At 67.9% G+C, this 16,181-nt stretch carries 15 protein-coding genes; 10 read left to right on the plus strand and 5 right to left on the minus strand.

What is annotated here, in order from left to right; all coding sequences use genetic code 11:
- The first annotated feature begins 34 nt into the window (after positions 1-34).
- Both DSHI_RS21035 and DSHI_RS21040 read left to right on the plus strand, forming a co-directional pair.
- A complete protein-coding gene (locus DSHI_RS21035; RefSeq protein WP_012187469.1) occupies positions 35-622 on the plus strand; it encodes a TRAP transporter small permease in 588 nt (195 codons plus the stop codon).
- Positions 619-1,908, plus strand: coding sequence for a TRAP transporter large permease (locus tag DSHI_RS21040; protein ID WP_012187470.1), 1,290 nt, complete (start codon positions 619-621; stop codon positions 1,906-1,908). The genes DSHI_RS21035 and DSHI_RS21040 overlap by 4 nt, the downstream gene beginning before the upstream one ends.
- 20 nt (positions 1,909-1,928) lie before the next feature.
- On the opposite strand, the gene DSHI_RS21045 is transcribed toward DSHI_RS21040, so the two are convergent.
- From DSHI_RS21045 to DSHI_RS21060, 4 genes are read right to left on the minus strand one after another with little or no spacing between them, the layout of a single operon-like run.
- Positions 1,929-3,524: a gamma-glutamyltransferase family protein gene (locus tag DSHI_RS21045; RefSeq protein ID WP_012187471.1), complete on the minus strand. Its 1,596-nt coding sequence runs from the start codon at positions 3,522-3,524 to the stop codon at positions 1,929-1,931.
- Entirely contained in the window at positions 3,524-5,035 is a 1,512-nt protein-coding gene (locus DSHI_RS21050) for a tripartite tricarboxylate transporter permease (RefSeq protein WP_012187472.1), read from the minus strand. Before DSHI_RS21050 ends, DSHI_RS21045 begins: the two co-directional genes overlap by 1 nt.
- A gap of 3 nt (positions 5,036-5,038) precedes the next feature.
- Positions 5,039-5,545: a tripartite tricarboxylate transporter TctB family protein gene (locus tag DSHI_RS21055; protein ID WP_012187473.1), complete on the minus strand. Its 507-nt coding sequence runs from the start codon at positions 5,543-5,545 to the stop codon at positions 5,039-5,041.
- On the minus strand, positions 5,545-6,495 hold the full coding sequence (locus DSHI_RS21060) for a Bug family tripartite tricarboxylate transporter substrate binding protein (protein WP_012187474.1): 951 nt from the start codon (positions 6,493-6,495) through the stop codon (positions 5,545-5,547). The genes DSHI_RS21055 and DSHI_RS21060 overlap by 1 nt, the downstream gene beginning before the upstream one ends.
- A 145-nt stretch (positions 6,496-6,640) precedes the next feature.
- On the opposite strand from DSHI_RS21060, the gene DSHI_RS21065 reads away from it, so the two are divergent.
- The gene (locus DSHI_RS21065) at positions 6,641-7,537 is read left to right on the plus strand and encodes a LysR family transcriptional regulator (RefSeq protein ID WP_245533104.1); all 897 of its coding nucleotides are present in this window, start codon (positions 6,641-6,643) and stop codon (positions 7,535-7,537) included.
- A 65-nt stretch (positions 7,538-7,602) separates the two neighbouring features.
- On the opposite strand, the gene DSHI_RS21070 is transcribed toward DSHI_RS21065, so the two are convergent.
- Positions 7,603-8,247, minus strand: a complete 645-nt coding sequence (locus DSHI_RS21070) for a TetR/AcrR family transcriptional regulator (protein ID WP_012187476.1) — start codon at positions 8,245-8,247, stop codon at positions 7,603-7,605.
- A gap of 145 nt (positions 8,248-8,392) precedes the next feature.
- Between DSHI_RS21070 and DSHI_RS21075 the strand changes: the two genes are divergently transcribed.
- From DSHI_RS21075 to DSHI_RS21105, 7 genes are all read left to right on the plus strand, one after another.
- Complete coding sequence (locus DSHI_RS21075) at positions 8,393-9,226, plus strand: FAD binding domain-containing protein (RefSeq protein ID WP_012187477.1); 834 nt, start codon at positions 8,393-8,395, stop codon at positions 9,224-9,226.
- Positions 9,223-9,723: a (2Fe-2S)-binding protein gene (locus DSHI_RS21080; protein ID WP_012187478.1), complete on the plus strand. Its 501-nt coding sequence runs from the start codon at positions 9,223-9,225 to the stop codon at positions 9,721-9,723. Before DSHI_RS21075 ends, DSHI_RS21080 begins: the two co-directional genes overlap by 4 nt.
- A complete protein-coding gene (locus DSHI_RS21085) occupies positions 9,720-12,101 on the plus strand; it encodes a xanthine dehydrogenase family protein molybdopterin-binding subunit (protein WP_012187479.1) in 2,382 nt (793 codons plus the stop codon). The genes DSHI_RS21080 and DSHI_RS21085 overlap by 4 nt, the downstream gene beginning before the upstream one ends.
- A 47-nt stretch (positions 12,102-12,148) precedes the next feature.
- On the plus strand, positions 12,149-13,201 hold the full coding sequence (locus DSHI_RS21090; RefSeq protein ID WP_012187480.1) for a C4-dicarboxylate TRAP transporter substrate-binding protein: 1,053 nt from the start codon (positions 12,149-12,151) through the stop codon (positions 13,199-13,201).
- 66 nt (positions 13,202-13,267) lie between these two features.
- Entirely contained in the window at positions 13,268-13,849 is a 582-nt protein-coding gene (locus DSHI_RS21095; RefSeq protein WP_012187481.1) for a TRAP transporter small permease subunit, read from the plus strand.
- On the plus strand, positions 13,846-15,174 hold the full coding sequence (locus DSHI_RS21100; protein ID WP_012187482.1) for a TRAP transporter large permease: 1,329 nt from the start codon (positions 13,846-13,848) through the stop codon (positions 15,172-15,174). The genes DSHI_RS21095 and DSHI_RS21100 overlap by 4 nt, the downstream gene beginning before the upstream one ends.
- Positions 15,175-15,235: 61 nt before the next feature.
- Positions 15,236-16,159 (plus strand): aminotransferase class IV, encoded by a 924-nt coding sequence (locus tag DSHI_RS21105; protein ID WP_012187483.1) that lies wholly within the window; start codon positions 15,236-15,238, stop codon positions 16,157-16,159.
- The last annotated feature ends 22 nt before the right edge of the window (positions 16,160-16,181 follow it).

The following is a 16,181-nucleotide window of genomic DNA, read 5'->3' on the forward strand; positions in this document are numbered from 1 at the left end:
TTCAAACGCATCCGCCTTGGCAAAAGGACACGCCATGACGCAACCAGACACCGACCGGGATGCAGAGGCCCTCGCGGCCAGGCTCGACCAGTCCGCCCGCAGAATGGAGCTTGCCGATCCCGACGCAGGCCTCGGCCGCCTCGACCGCGCGATCAACCGCGTGGTGGAAGCCATCGGCGTGCTGGCGCTGGTGTTGATCGTCGGCGTCGTCTTTGCCAACGCCTCGGCGCGCTACCTGCTGAATTTCAGTTTCACCTGGGCCGAGGAGCTGGTGCAGATGACGATCCCCTGGCTTGCCATGTCGGGCGTGTTCCTGTCGGTGCGCCGCGGCACGGTGATCCGGATCGACTTCTTCTATGAAAAGATGCCCGCCCGCCTGCGCCCCGTCGTGGCGCGCGCCGGTCTGGCCTTCAACTGCCTGGTGCTGGCGGTCATGGCCTATGTCTCCTTCGACTTCGTCCGGCTCTTCGGCGGGGACAAGACCCTCTATGTCGGGCTGCCCACGGGTGTCTCCACCTCCGCCCTGGTGTTCGGCGCCGCGGGCGTGGCCATGGCGTATGCCGCCGCCTTCGTCAGCGCCTTCCTCGGCCGGACGACCAACCGGAACGGACATACCCCATGACCCCCCTGCTCGGCGCCGGCCTTTCCATCGTGCTTCTGTGCGGCCTGCTGGTCTTCCGCATCCCGATGATCGTCGCGATCATGTCGGTCGTGTTCTTCAGCAACTTCATGTCCGGCGCCTGGATGCTGACCCTGCCGCAGACGATGATGTCGGGGATCAGCCGCTTCGTGCTGATCGCCCTGCCGCTTTTCGTGCTGGCGGGCGGGATCATGAATGCCGGGGGGATCTCCGGGCGACTGTTTGAATTCGCCCGCGCGCTGGTCGGCTCGCTCCGGGGCGGGCTGGCCCATGTCAACGTGGTCACCAGCATGTTCTTCGGCGGCATGATCGGCTCGTCCACCGCCGATCTCGCCGGCACCGGGTCCATCGTGATCCCCGAGATGCGCAAGAACGGCTACCCGGCGGATTTCTCGGCGGCGCTGACGGCCTCCTCGGCGGGGATCGGCCCGATGATCCCGCCCAGCTCGCCCATGATCCTCTACTCGGCCATGACCGGCGTGTCCCTGGGCGCGCTGTTCCTCGCGGGCCTGATTCCGGGTCTTTTGCTGGGCTTTCTGCTGATGCTGATCGTGGCCTGGCTGGCCAAGCGCAACCGGTGGGAGGCCTATGCCGCCTTCTCCCTGTCGGAAGTGGTCCGCACCGGGCGCCGCGCGATCCTGTCCTTCGGAATGCCCCTGATCATCGTCGGCGGGCTCGTGGTCGGCATCTTCACCCCGTCCGAGGCCGGCGCCTTCGCCGTGGTCTACGCCCTTGTGCTGGCCACGGTCGTCCACCGGATGCTCGATTTCCGCGGGCTCTACCGGGTGCTGGCCAACGCGGTCCAGCTCAGCGGCGAGCTGCTGATCATCGTCGGGCTGTCCTTCGCCCTCGGCTCGGCCCTGACCAACGCCCGGGTCCCGGAATTCCTGGTGGAGTTCATCGACTTCGCCACCGTGATCGACAGCATGTATTTCCGGCTGCTGGTGCTGCTGGCGCTGGCGATCCTGGCGGGGATGATCCTCGATCCGCTGATCCCGGTGCTGATGCCGATCATCCTGCCGACGCTGATCTTCTACGAGGTCGACCTGGTGCATTTCGGCGTGCTGATGGTGATCGCCGTTGTGATCGGGCAGGTGACACCGCCCTTGGCCATCGCCCTGATCATCGCCGGGAAGATCGCGGATATAGACCAGATCCGGGTGATGAAGGCGAACATGCCCTTCTTCCTCGGCATCGTCGCCTTTTTGCTCTTCGCCATCGCGGTGCCGGGCCTCGCGACCTGGCTGCCTGACCTGATGCGCAACTAGCCCGGGCTCTTTCGACCGGCTCAGAACCCGACCGCTTGCCCGTCCTTGCGCGGGTCCGAGCCCGCGGCATAGCCCCCGCCGTCCAGCCGTGCGATCAACTGCGCCCCGCCGAAGCCGAAGGCGCTGTCGGGCGGCTCCACCGAAATCCGGTGCCCCATCTCGGTCAGCCGGGCGCGGGTGGGGGCGGGCAGGGCCTCTTCGCAGGCCACCTCCGCACCCGCCACGAAACGCCAGCGCGGCGCATCCACCGCCGTCTGCACGTCCTGACCCCAAAGCCGGGTGCGCAGCACCATCTGCACATGGCCCTGGGCCTGCATCGGCCCGCCCATGACACCGAAGCTCATCCTCGGCGCACCATCCTGCATCAGGAAGCCGGGAATAATCGTGTGAAAGGGCCGCTTTCCGGGCCCGACCTCGTTCGGATGCCCCGGCTCCAGGCTGAAGCCCGCACCCCGGTTCTGCAGGCTGATGCCCGTGCCCGGAACCACCACGCCGGAGCCGAAGCCGGAGTAATTCGACTGGATGAAGGACACCATCATCCCCGAAGCATCCGCCGTGCTCAGATACACCGTGCCGCCATGTTTCGGCGCGCCCGGCCCGTGCTCCTGCGCCCTTTCGGGGTCGATTAGGCGCCCGCGCTCGGCCAGGTAGCCCCGGTCGATCAGGTCCGCGGCGGTCACCTGCGCCATCCAACGCCCGTCGGCCACGTAGCGATAGAGATCCGCGAAGGCGAGCTTGATCGCCTCGATCTGCAGGTGCAGGGCCCGCGGGTCGTCCGGGCCGAGATCGCGGATACCGGTCTGCTCCAGCATCCCCAGCGCCATGATCGCCGCGATCCCCTGGCCGTTGGGCGGGATCTCGTGCAGCTCCTGCGCGTCGAACCCGCCCGAGATCGTGCCGCACCACTCCGGGCGATGGGCGGCCAGGTCGGCCGCGCTCAGCGCCGCGCCGTGTTCGGCGGCAAACGCGGCGATCCGCTCCGCCAAAACCCCTTCGTAGAAGGCACGGCCCCCGCTCTCGGCAATCGTCTGCAGGGTGCGCGCATGGTCGGGGTTGCGATACCGCTCCCCGGCCCGGGGCGCGCGCCCGCCGGGCATGAAATTCGCGGCAAAGCCCGGCTGCGCCGACAGCATCTCCGCCCCCCGCGCCCACAGCTCGCCAATGACCGGGGTGACGACGAACCCGTCCTCCGCATAACCGATTGCCGGGGCCAACAGGGTCGGCAGGTCCAGCGTCCCGAACCGGCCCGCCAACTCCGCCCAGGCGCTGACAGCCCCCGGCACGGTCACGCTCTCCCAGCCGCGGAAGGGGATCGCATCCAGCCCGGCGAACCGCTCCGGCGTCCAGCCCGCCGGAGCCGCGCCCGAGGCATTCAGCCCATGCAGTTCCGACCCGTCCCACAAGATGCAGAACGCGTCCGATCCCAGCCCGTTGCCCGTCGGCTCCACCACCGTCAGGACCGCCGCCGCCGCAATGGCCGCATCCACCGCATTGCCGCCCCGCGCCAGCATGGACAGGCCCGCCTGCGCGGCCAGCGGGTGCGAGGTGGAAACCACGTTATCGGCCAGCACCGGCGACCGGCGAGAGGCATAAAGGGCATCGTGACGCAATGACATCAGGCGGGGTCCTTCCCGGGATCTGCTTGGTTTCTGGCCTTGAGGATGCCGCGGATCGCCCAGGCCACGGACAGGACCGCCGCCACGAGGAAGATCAGGCTGACAGGCCGGGTCAGGAACAGCGTCCAGTCCGCATCGGTCATCAGCGCGCGGCGCAGGTTCGTCTCGGCAATCGGCCCCAGGATCACGCCCAGCACCAGCGGGGCGAGCGGATAATCCAGCGCCTTGAGCGCATAGCCCACCAGCCCGATCGCGGCGAGCAGGTAGAGGTCCGTCACCCGGTTGTTCAGCGCAAAGGACCCCACGACGCAGCACACCAGCACCACGGGCACAACGACCCATTTCGGCACTTCCGCCACCCGCAGGAAGGCGCGCATCGAGACCACGCAAACCACCAGCATCATCAGGCTGGACACCGCCATGGCGATGAACATCCCGTAGACCAGATCGGCGTTGTCCATGATCAGGCGCGGGCCGACCGAGATCCCGTGCACCATCAGCGACGCCATCAGGATCGCATCGACCGCCGAGCCGGGAATGCCGAGCGAGATCAGCGGGATCAACCCGCCCCCCGCGGTGGCCGAATTGCCGGATTCCGAGGCGACGATCCCGTCCGGCGTGCCGGTCCCGAACGCCTCGGGCGTCTTCGAGGCCCGCTTGGCCTGGTCATAGGCCACCAGGTTCGCGATCGACCCGCCCGCCCCCGGCAGCGCGCCGATGGCCACGCCCACCATGGACGACCGGACCAGGTTCACCGGACGCGACAGCACCTCGCGCATCACGCTCCAGGTCTTGAAGTCGATATCCCCGTCCACCAGCTTCTCGCCGCGCTTGATCGCCTTGGCGTCCTCCACCTCCGAGGCAAGCTGCGAGATCGCGAAGATCCCGATCAGCACCACCAGGAACGGCAGACCCGCGCGCAGCAGCTCCCACCCCATGTCGAACCGGGGCCGCCCCATGATCGGATCCGCCCCGATGGTCGAGATCGCCAGCCCGATCAGCGCCGCGATCAGACCCCTTTGCAGGGAATTTCCCACGAGGCTCGCAACGATGGTCAGGGCAAACACGATGAGCGAGAAATACTCCCACGGGCCCAGCCGCACGGCAAACACCGCCAGCGGCGGGGCCGCCACGATCAGCACCGCGGTCGAGATCACCGTGCCGAAAAACGACGCCCAGACGCCCAGGGACAGGGCGCGCCCCGGCTCCCCGCCGCGAGCCATGGGAAAGGCGTCGAAGGTGGTCGCGACCGAGGACGGCGTGCCCGGAATGCCCAGCAGCGCCGCCGAGATCAGCCCGCCGGTATACCCGCCCACATAGACCGACAACATCACCGAGATCCCCTGCAACGGGTCCATGGTGAAGGTCAACGGCAGGGTCAGCACGATCGCCATGGTGACCGTGAAGCCGGGGATCGCGGCGGCGATGATCCCCGCAATCGCACCGGCCAGCATCATCGCCAGCGTGGTCAGCGACAGAACCTCCGCCGCGCCGAGCATGAACGCCTCCATCGCTCAGCCCCCCCGCGGCAGAAACACGTTAAACACCTCGGCAAAGAGCCAGTTCAACCCGAAGGAAAAGATCAGCGCGAGCGCCAGGGCGATGCCGAAGGCCAGCCGCGTCTTCGGCGCCAGCGTGACCTGCAACACCAGAAGAAAGAAGAAGGTCGCCACCGGGTAGCCCAGCACCGGCATGCTCAATACATAAACCCCGAGGCAGACGAACAGCACGATCACCAGCCGCCGGGTCCGTACCCAGAGCAGCACATCGGACACGAACCGCCCATAAGCGTCCCCGGGCAGCTTGCGCAGCGAGCCTGCGATCGACCCGATCAGCAGCAGGCTCAGACAGCCATGGACCAGCATCGGGAATGCCCCCGCACCCAGCACCTCGAACCGCGAGGTCGGGATCGCGCGCGCCTCGATGAACAGCCCCACCGACACCGCCAGCAGGGCGATGTAGGACAGCAGCCGGGCGACCTCGCCCGACTGCGCCGTAGGCTGCCGATCCGTCCCGGACATCAGGGCGCGATGACTTCCGACAGACGGTCAACCGTCTCGCCCAGCGTGGTCAGGTACGCGGCGTAATCCTCCCGCCCGCGAAAGGCCACATCGGCACCGGCATTGTTGATCTGCTCCACGAAGGCGGCATCCTGGGACAGCTCCATCAGGGCCTTCTCAAGGGTCGCCTGCGCCTCTTCCGGCGCGCCGGCGGGCATGACGATCCCGCGCGTCACCGACAGGTCGAGATCCTTGCCCAACTCCATGAAGGTCGGCACATCCGGGGTCTGCGGCATCCGCTCGGTCGATCCGGTGGCCAGGAACACCAGGTCCCCGTTCTCGGCAAATTGCAGCGACGAGGAAATATCCCCGATGGCCAGGTCCAGGTTCCCGCCGACCACGGCCCGGATCCGCTCGCCCGTCCCCTCATAGCCCACATAGCGCCAGTCCAGATCGAACGCCTCCGCGATCATCGCCGCGTGCAGATGCGGCACCCCGCCCAGGGTCACACCGATGGTCAGCGTCCCCGGATTGGCCTGCGCATACTCCACCAGCCCCTCCATCGTGTCGAACGGCTGATCCGCCGCCGCCACCAGGTATTGCGGCGACGCGGTCAGCAGGGCGATGGGATCGAAATCGTTCCATTTCAGCTCGGTCAGGCCAGTCGCCGTGGCGGTCAACAGCCCCTCGTGGACCTGGCTGATCGTGTAGCCATCCGCATCCCGGCGCGACGCCTCGGTCAGCCCAACGGTCCCGCCGACGCCCGGCATGTTGATGATCGGCATCTCGGCCCCGAGAAACGGCGTCACGTTATTGGCGACGATCCGCATCAAGGTGTCGCTGCCGCCGCCGGGCGACCAGGGCACGATGAATTCCACCGGCTTTGTGGGGTAGTCCTGGGCAGAGGCGGGCAGGGCCAGACTGGCAAGAACAAGTCCGGCACCGGCCAGCGCGCGTGTGACAAGGCTCATGGGGTCTCTCCTTTGAAAACAGGGATGGGCCGCGGCCCGGTTCAGGCTCGTTCCACAGGTATGGCGATAGCATCGCTTTAGAAAGCGTTTTCTCATTGCTTTTTGATGAAGCATTGCTTCACTAAGCGCTATGGATCTTCGCCAATTGCAAACCCTCGTCGCCGTGGCCGATACCGGCAGCTTCGCCGCCGCCGCCGGGGTGGTGAACCTGACGCCCTCCGCGATCAGCCAGCAAATTCAATCCCTTGAGGCCGAGATCGGCGCGCAGCTCTTCGACCGGAAAAAACGCCCCCGGCAGCTCAACGCCCAGGGCGAGGAACTGGTCCGCGCCGCCCGCAGCGTGGTGCAGACCCTGACCGAGGCGCGCATGACCATCGCGGGCGGGCGCACGGCGGGGGTGCTCAAACTCGGGGCCATTCGCACGGTTTCCATGCGCCTCGTGCCCGAGGCCCTGCGCGGCATGCGCGGCCGCTACCCGGATCTCGGCTTCGAGATGACGGTGGGCATGTCCGAACGGCTGATGGCGGACGTGGCCGCGGGCCGCCTCGATGCCGCCCTGGTGGCCGAGCATGTGGGCGTGCCCGCCACCCTGTCCTGGAGCCCGGTTCTCAACGAACCCCTGGTCATCATCGCCCCGCCGCAAGAGGCCTGGCGCAGCGAGGTGTCGCTCCTGCGCGATCTGCCCTTCATCCGCTACGCGACCGACGTGCCCCTCGCCCGACAGATCGAGACCGAGCTTTCGGGCCTCTCCATCGTCCCGCGGGAGGTGGCCGTGGCCAATACCATGCCCGCGGTGGTGGGGCTGGTGCAGGCGGGGCTCGGCGTCGCCGTGGTCCCCCGGATCGCCACCCTGCACGGCGGGCCCGCGCTCCACTGCCGCCCGTTCCGCGACGGCGCGATCACCCGGCGGGTCGGCCTGGTGCAACGGCAGGTCTCCTCCCGCTCCCGGGTGCTGACCGAACTGCGCGAGATCCTGTCCGAAGTGGCCCTGCATCGCGGCCTCGTGCTGGACCCGACCCCCGGACGCCCCGGCGCGGCCTAGCCCCACGATACTTCACATAATGCTTGTTATAACCCATTCGCGACAGGTCCCCGCCCCCGCGCGGATCAATCCTGCGGACCGATCCCGAAGGCCGCGAGATATTTGTCGATGGCCCGGGCAATCGCCTCTTCGGGATCGTCCGGCGCGGGCATCGAATAGATATGCTGCCGGATCCCGATATAGACGATCCCGCCGTGCAGGTCCCAGACATCCTCCATGATCGGCCGCCGCGCGGTCCGGGTCAGCCGCGCGGTCTCCTCCAGCAGCGGGCCGAGAATCACCTCGCCCAGATGCTCCAGGTAGCGCCGGTTGAGCGCCGCGCCCGCCAGCCCCGAGAACATGAAGATCCGCATCCACTCCCGCTGGAAGATCAGCGCACTGTATTCCGAATAGAACGCGATCAGCCGCGCCCGCAGCGGCACCCCCCGGTCGCAGAGCCGCTCGGGCCAGTCCGGCGACAACCGGTCGAGATAGACCGTGCCATAGACCGCCTCCAGCAGCTCGTCCTTGGTGCTGAAATACCGAAACAGCAGGGATTGCGTCACGCCCAGCCGCTTGGCCAGATCCCGCGTGTTCCCGTCCAGCCCGACATCGGCAAAGAACCGCACCGCCTCCGCCACGATCTGCTCCCGGCGCTCTTTCGGGGGCAAACGCTGCCGGGTCGCGGCACTGTCGAACGCCGCCTGACCTGCCTTCGCTTCCGTGTTCATGCCCTGCTCCTGCACCGCCGCGCCCTGCCTTGTGCATTTTTAGCTTGATCCGACTCGGATTTATAGAGCAAATGATCAACAGGGATGAGCAAGTGATCACTTAGCGGCGGAAAACGCCCCGGATCACTTCGAGAGGGAGGACGCCATGAAGGCATCGGCGGGCGGATACGCCCGGGCAAACGACCTGCGCGAGGCGCTGGACCTGTTGGCGAATGCCGACGGGCAGGGCCGGGTTCTGGCCGGGGGCCAGAGCCTGATCGCGGCGATGAACATGCGGTTGTCCACCGGCGACATGCTGGTGGATATCTCACGGATTGCCGAGCTTGCGGGCGTGGCCGAGGATGGCGAGACCCTGCGCATCGGCGCGCTGACCCGTCACGCGGCGGTGGGGGCCGATCCCCTTGTGAAGACCCATGTTCCGCTGCTGGCCGAGGCCACGGGCCACATCGCCCACGCCGCCATCCGCAACCGCGGCACCATCGGCGGGGCCCTGTCCCACGCCGACCCCGCGGCCGAGTTTCCCGCCTGCGCCCTCGCCCTGGGCGCCAGCATGGAGATCGCGGGCCCCGACGGTTCCCGCACCGTTGCCGCCGAGGACTTCTTCGAGGATGTCTTCACCACCGCCCTGGCCGAGGGGGAGATCCTGACCGCCCTCACCGTGCCGAAACAGCGCCCGGGCGAGGCGCAGCTGATCGAAGAGGTCGCGCGCCGCTCCGGCGACTACGCCCTCGTGGGTCTGTGCCTGGTGAAACGGGACGCGGGCCACCGGGTCGCGCTCTTCTCCGTCGGCGCCACACCGATCCTCGCGCGCGCCTGCATGGCCCGGCTCGACGCCGGCGATCTCGACGGGGCCGTCACCGCCCTGCAGGGCGAGATCGACCCCCCCTCCGACACCCAGGCCAGCGCCGCCTACCGCCGCCACCTCGCCGGCGTGCTGCTGCGCCGCGCCATGGCCCGCCTGACAGGAGTGCCCGCATGACCGAGATGTTCCGCGACAAGATCGATGTCGAGATCACCGTGAACGGCGAACCGGTGGAGGCCCGCGTGCCCGCTGGTCAGCACCTGATCGACTTCTTGCGCCAGACCGTTGGGCTGACCGGCGCGCATGCCTCCTGCGAACACGGCGTCTGCGGCGCCTGCACGGTCGAAGTCGACGGCGCGTCCGTGCGCGGCTGCCTGATGCTGGCGGCGCAGGCCGACGGGGCCGAGGTCTGGACCGTCGAGGGGCTGACCGAACGGGGCCGCATCGCCGACCTGCAAGCGGCCTTCATCGCCCATAACGCCCTGCAATGCGGCTTCTGCACGCCGGGCATGCTGGTGGCCTGCGACGAGCTTCTGCGCCGCGGCGGCACCCCCTCCCGCGCGGAGATCCGCGAACACCTGTCGGGCAATTACTGCCGCTGCACGGGCTACGAGGCCATCGTGGACGCGGTCGAAACCGTCGCCAAGGCACGCGCCGGAAAGGGGGCTGCATGACCATCCAGTTCGGCAATCCGGATCGCCCCAACTCCTATATCGGCAAGACCGTGCCGCGCCCCAACGCGGCCAAGCTGGTCCAGGGCCGCGGGCAGTATGTCGACGACATCACCCTGCCCCGCATGGTCCATGTGGCCTTCGTCCGCTCCCCCTTCGCCCATGCGCAGATCACCGGGATCGACGCGGCCGAGGCACTGGCCACCAAGGGCGTGCTGCGCGTCTTCACCGGCGCGGACCTGGCCGAGGTCTGCACCCCCTGGGTCGCGGTCCTGGCCCATCTGAAGGGCCTGAAATCGCCCCCCGAACACCCCATCGCCATCGACCGCGCCGTCTGGGTGGGGGAGCCTGTCGCCGCCGTCGTCGCCACCTCCCGCGCCGCCGCCGAGGAGGGCGCGGCCCTGGTCGAGGTCGACTACGACCCCCTGCCCGCGGTCACCGACACGATGACCGCGCTCGACGCGGACACCCCGGTGATCCACCCCGATCTCGGCGACAACCTCGCCTTCCGCCGCCTGCACGAAGAAGGCGACGTGGACGCCGCCAAGGCTGCCGCGCACAAGGTCGTCACCGCCCGCTTCCGCACCGCCCGCCACACCGGCGTGACGCTGGAGCCGCGCTCGATCCTCGTCGACTGGAACCCCGCCGAGGGCCAGATGACCGCCTATCACGCGACCCAGGCCCCCCACATGATGCAGAGCGTGCTGGCCAAGCATCTCGACATCCCCGAAAGCCGCGTCCGCGTGATCTGCGGCGATGTGGGCGGCTCCTACGGCATCAAGGTCCATGTCTATCCCGACGAGGTCGCCACCGCCGCCATCGCCAAGGTCATGGGCCGCCCGGTCAAGTTCATCGCCGACCGGCTCGAAAGCTTCACCACCGACATCCACGCCCGCGACCACGAGATCGAGGCCAGCATCGCCGTGGACGCGGATGGGAAAATCCTCGCCATCGACGTGAATGACTGGACCGGCATCGGCCCCTACTCGGTCTATCCCCGCACCTCGGCCATCGAGGGCAACCAGGTCGTGAACCTCTGCGGCGGGCCTTATGATTTCGCCAACTACCGCGCCCGGACCTCCGTGGTGTTCCAGAACAAGACGCCCACCTGCCAGTACCGCGCCGTGGGCCACCCGATCGCCGTGGCGATCACCGAGGGGCTGGTGGACATGGCCGCGGCCGAACTGGGCATGGACCCGGTCGAGATCCGCCGCCGCAACATGTATGCCGACGACGCCTACCCGGTGACCTCCCCCGCCAAGATGAAATTCGAGGGGCTGTCGCACCACGCGTCGATGGACAAGCTGATGGCGATGATGGACTACGACGCCCTGCGCGCCGACCAGGCCGAAGCCCGCAAGGCCGGCAAGCTGCGCGGCCTCGGCATCGCCAGCTTCATCGAACTCACCAACCCCTCGCCCTTCATGTACGGCATCGGCGGCGCGCGCATCTCGGCCCAGGACGGCTGCACCGTGCGGATGGACCCGGACGGCTCCGTCGTCGCGCTCTCGGGCGTGACCGAACAGGGCCAGGGCACCGAAGCCATGCTGTCCCAGGTCGTGGCCGAAGGCGTGGGCGTGCCCCCGTCCCAGGTCCGCGTGATCACCGGCGACACCCAGGTCACCCCCTATGGCGGCGGCACATGGGCCTCGCGCGGCGCGGGCATCGGCGGCGAAGCGGCCCTGCAAGCGGCCAAGGCGCTCCGCGACTCGATCCTCCAGGTGGCCGCGGCCATGCTGCAGGCCGCGCCGGACACGCTCGACATCCGCGACGGGCAGGTGGTCGATGCCGCCACCGGGGCCGAGCGGATGCCGCTCGCCGAACTGGGCCGCATCGTCTATTTCCGCGGCGATACCCTACCCAAGGACCTGCCCCGCGAACTGGTGCAGACCCGGCATTTCATCACCATGGACTATCCCTTCGCCTTCACCAACGGCGTGCAGGCCTCCTATCTGGAGGTCGACCCGGAGACCGGCGTCGTCACCCTGCTCAAGCACTGGTGCGTCGAGGATTGCGGCCGGGTGATCAACCCGCAACTGGTCGATGAACAGATCCGCGGCGGCATCGTCCAGGGCCTCGGCGGCGCGCTCTACGAGGAAATCCACTATGACGCGGACGGCCAGCTGCTGAACGGGTCCATGGCCGACTACCTCGTCCCCATGGCCGCCGAGATGCCCGATATGCAGATCGCCCATGTGGAAACCCCCACCGGCGAAAGCGAACTTGGCGCCAAGGGCGCGGGCGAGGCCGGCACCGCCGGGGCCCCCGCCGCCGTCATGAACGCCATCAACGACGCCCTGCGCCCGCTCGGGGCGCAGGTCACCGAAATGCCCTTCACGCCCGAGCGCATCCTGCGCGCCATGGGCAAGATCGAAGGCTGATCAACGCGGTCCCCCGCCCGGGGACCGGCTTTTTAGGGAGGAAAGCCATGAAACTCACAGCGATCACCACCACCACGGCCCTGCTGCTCGGCAGCGCGGCCATGGCGCAGCAGACCATCACGATCAATATCGGCTCCTCGCACCCGGAGGCGAATATCTGGGTCTACGCCATGAAGAACACCTTCCAGCCCGAGGTGAACCGCATCCTGTCCGAGGCAGGCGGCGACTACCAGGTCAACTGGTCCGAGAACTACGCCGGAACCCTCTACAAGTTCACCGATACCCGCGAGGCGGTGATGGACGGGATCGTCGATATCGGCATGGTCGGCACGGTCTGGGAAGGGGCGAACATGCCGCTCCAGAACGTCACCTACTTCACCCCCTTCGCGACCGAGGATCACCGGATGCTCATCGAGATCTTCGATGACCTGTCCCAGTCCCTGCCCGAGTTGCGCGACAGCTGGTCCGAGAACGGCATGGTCCACCTGTCGTCCCTGATCACCGACAGCTACGACATCTACGCCACCTTCCCGGTGACCTCGATGGAAGACCTGCAGAACCGCAAGCTGAACGCGCCGGGCACCTCGGCCAACTGGCTGCGCGAAACCGGCGCGACCCCGGTCGATGGCGCGCTGACCACCTATTACACCAACATCCAGACCGGCGTGACCGAAGGCACCCTGTCCTTCGCCTCCGGCATCCTGCCCACCCGGGTCTACGAGGTCGCGCCCGAGCTGACCCGCGTCGGCATCGGCTCGATGTATTTCGGGGGCATCGCGGCCAACGAGGACTTCTTCAACGGCCTGCCGGAGCCGGTGCAAACCGCCCTGCGCGAGGCCGCGCAAGCCACCTCCATCGCCCATGGCGACTACGTGGCCGACCTCGCCGCCCGCGCGCTGGAAGAGATGCAGGCCGCCGGTCTGACCATCCACGAGCTGCCCGCCGAGGAAAAGGCGAAATGGGTCGAGAGCCTGCCCAACATCATCGAGCCCTGGCTGGAACAGACCGGCGAGGCGGGCAAGACCGTGCTGAAGGCCTATTTCGACGCCCTGCGCGAGCGCGGTGCCACCCCCGCGCGCGATTGGGACGCGGGCCTCTGAGCCACCCCGAAACCTGCCCCCGCCCAGCCCGGGCGGGGGCCTCTCGCGACCACAGGACGGCCCTGCATGCCCCCTCCCCCTGCCCCCTCCGATGACACGCCCGAACTGCGCGAGACCGGCTTCGTGCCCGCCTTCGCCGACGCGCCCTATGGCGCGGTGCTCGGCTCTGTCGCGGCGGCCATGTCGGCGGTGGGCACGGCGGCCATCGGGGCGCTGATGGTGCTGATCGTGGCCGATGTGGTCGGGCGCAACTTCCTGAACATGCCGATCACCGGCGTGTCCGAGATCGCCGCCCGCACCGTGGTCGCCATCGTGTTCCTGCAGGTGCCCGCCGCCATCCTGCAATGCCGCCTGACCCGCGCCGACTTCCTGATCCGCCGGATCGAGCGCCTCTCGCCCCGCGCCGTTGCCCTTATGGAGAGCCTGTTTTGCCTCGCCGCGGCCATCGTCTTCGCCCTCGTGCTCTGGGCTTCCTGGCCCAAGCTTCTGAGCAGCTGGCAATCGGCTGAGTTCTTCGGCGTCCAGGGCGTCTGGACCATCGTCACCTGGCCCTTCCGCGCCATCACCGTCGGCGGCGCGACCATCGCCGTGCTCGCCGCCCTCTACCGCGCCTCGGTCGAGCTGCGCCGGATCGGAGCGCCCGCATGACCACCCTCGCGTTCGGTTTCGTCCTGATCGGGGTGCTGGTCGGCCTCGTGCTGATGGGCATGCACATCGCCATCGCCCTCTTCGGCGTCGCCTTCGTCGGCATCTGGCTGATCCGGGACAATATCGACCTGGCCTTCCGCATGCTCGAGCTGACCGCCTATTCCGGCATCGCCGACTACCTCTTTGCCACCATCCCGCTTTTCGTGCTGATGGGGCTGCTGGTCAGTGTCTCCAACGTGGGCCGCGACACGTTCCAGGTCGCCGAGGAACTGCTGCGCCGGATGATCTGCGGGCTTGGCGTGGCCACCGTTGCGGCCAACACGATCTTCGCCGCCGTCACCGGGGTCTCCATCGCCTCGGCCGCGGTCTTCACCCGCGTCGCCGTGCCGGAGATGACCCGCCACGGCTACCGCCCGGCCTTCTCGGCGGGCACGGTCGCGGGGTCCTCGGTGCTTGGCATGCTGATCCCGCCCAGCCTCCTGCTGATCATCTACGGCATCCTGGCCGAGGTCTCCATCGGCGGGATGTTCCTCGCGGGCATCCTGCCGGGCCTGATGCTCGCGGGCGGCTTCGTGGTGATGCTGATCGGGCTGACCCTCGCCTTCCCCCGCTTCGTGCTCGCCGACCCCGATGCGGTGAAGGCGCGCAAGCGCGACACCGACCTGACCCCCATGCCCGCGCGCGAGATGATCGCCAAGCTGACGCCCATCGTCCTGCTGGTCATCCTGGTGCTGGGCGGTCTCTACACAGGGTTTTTCACCCCCACCGAGGCCGGCGGCATCGGCGCATTCGGGGCCCTGATCGTGGCCTTGTCGCGCCGCAGCCTCGACCGCCACAAGCTCTGGCAGGTGATGAAACAGACCGGCGTGATCTCCGTCTCGATCCTGCTTCTGCTGGTCGCGGCCTCGTTCTATTCCCGCATGCTCGCCATCGCGGGCCTGCCCAACGCGATCACCGGCCTCGTCACCGACAGCGGCTTCGGCCCCCTGGGCTTTCTGTTCTTCTACGCGGTGATCATCCTTCTAATGGGCATGATCCTCGACAGCACCTCGATCCTGCTGATCATGGTCCCCATCGCCGCCCCCATCGCGCAAGGCATGGGCATCGACCTGATGCATTTCGGCATCGTCACCGTGCTGGCGGTCGAGATCGGGCTGCTCACGCCGCCCTTCGGCATCTCCGTCTTCACGGTCCACAACACGCTCAACGACCCCGATGTCTCGGTGGAGAGTATATTCGCCGCCACCCTGCCCTTTATCGCGGTGATGCTGCTGGTGCTCGTGATCGTCGCCCTCGTGCCCACCACCGCCACCCTGTTCCTCTAGCGCCGGTTGACACCCGCCCCGGAAAGCCGCACGACACCCCGGATTTTCACGGAGGCGCCCCATGGACACCCACACCACCCACGACGCGCTCGAAGACCCGCGCAACGCCGACATCCGGATCTACATCAACGGCGCGCTCAAGCACCGGAGCGAGGCAATGGTCTCGGTCTACGATTCCGGCTTCATGCTGGGCGACGGGATGTGGGAAGGATTGCGGCTCTATGACGGGGTCTGGGCCTTCCTCGACGACCACATGGACCGCTTCTACAACTCCTGCAAGGCCGTCAGCCTCGATGTCGGCATGGACCGCGCCGCCCTGTTCGACGCGCTCGAGACGACCCGCCGCGCCAACGACATGCACACCGATGTCCACTGCCGCCTGATGCTCACCCGCGGGGTGAAGGTCCGGCCGTTCCAGCACCCGGCCCTGTCGCGCTCCGGCCCGACCCTGGTGATCCTGATGGAGCATTCCAAACCCGTGGACCGGCTCCATGACAAGGGCATCCGGCTGGCCACCGTCCCCCAGGTCCGCGGCCTGCCCATGAGCCAGGACGCCAAATATAACAGCCACTCCAAACTGAACTGCGTCATCGCCTGCCTGCAGGCCGAGCAGGCCGGGGCGGACGAGGCGCTGATGCTCGACCCCCATGGCTTCGTGAACACCACCAATGCCTGCAACTTCTTCATCGTCCGCAAGGGCGAGGTGTGGACCTCCACCGGCGACTACTGCATGAACGGCGTGACCCGGCAGAAGGTCATCGACCTGTGCCGCGCAAATGGCATCCCCGTGCGCGAGAAGAACTATTCCCTCTACGAGGCGATCGGCGCGGACGAGGCGTTCCTGACCGGCACCTTCGGCGCCCAGACCCCGGTGGCCAGCATCGATGGCAAGCCCATCGGCGACGGCACCCGGCCCGTCACCGCCCGGATACAGGCGCTCTACAAGGCGCTCATCCGCGACCACGTGGCCGCACACAGCACCTGAGGCAAGACCCGAAATCTCTGCT

It is taken from the genome of Dinoroseobacter shibae DFL 12 = DSM 16493 (genome assembly GCF_000018145.1).
Taxonomy (GTDB): Bacteria; Pseudomonadota; Alphaproteobacteria; order Rhodobacterales; family Rhodobacteraceae; genus Dinoroseobacter; species Dinoroseobacter shibae.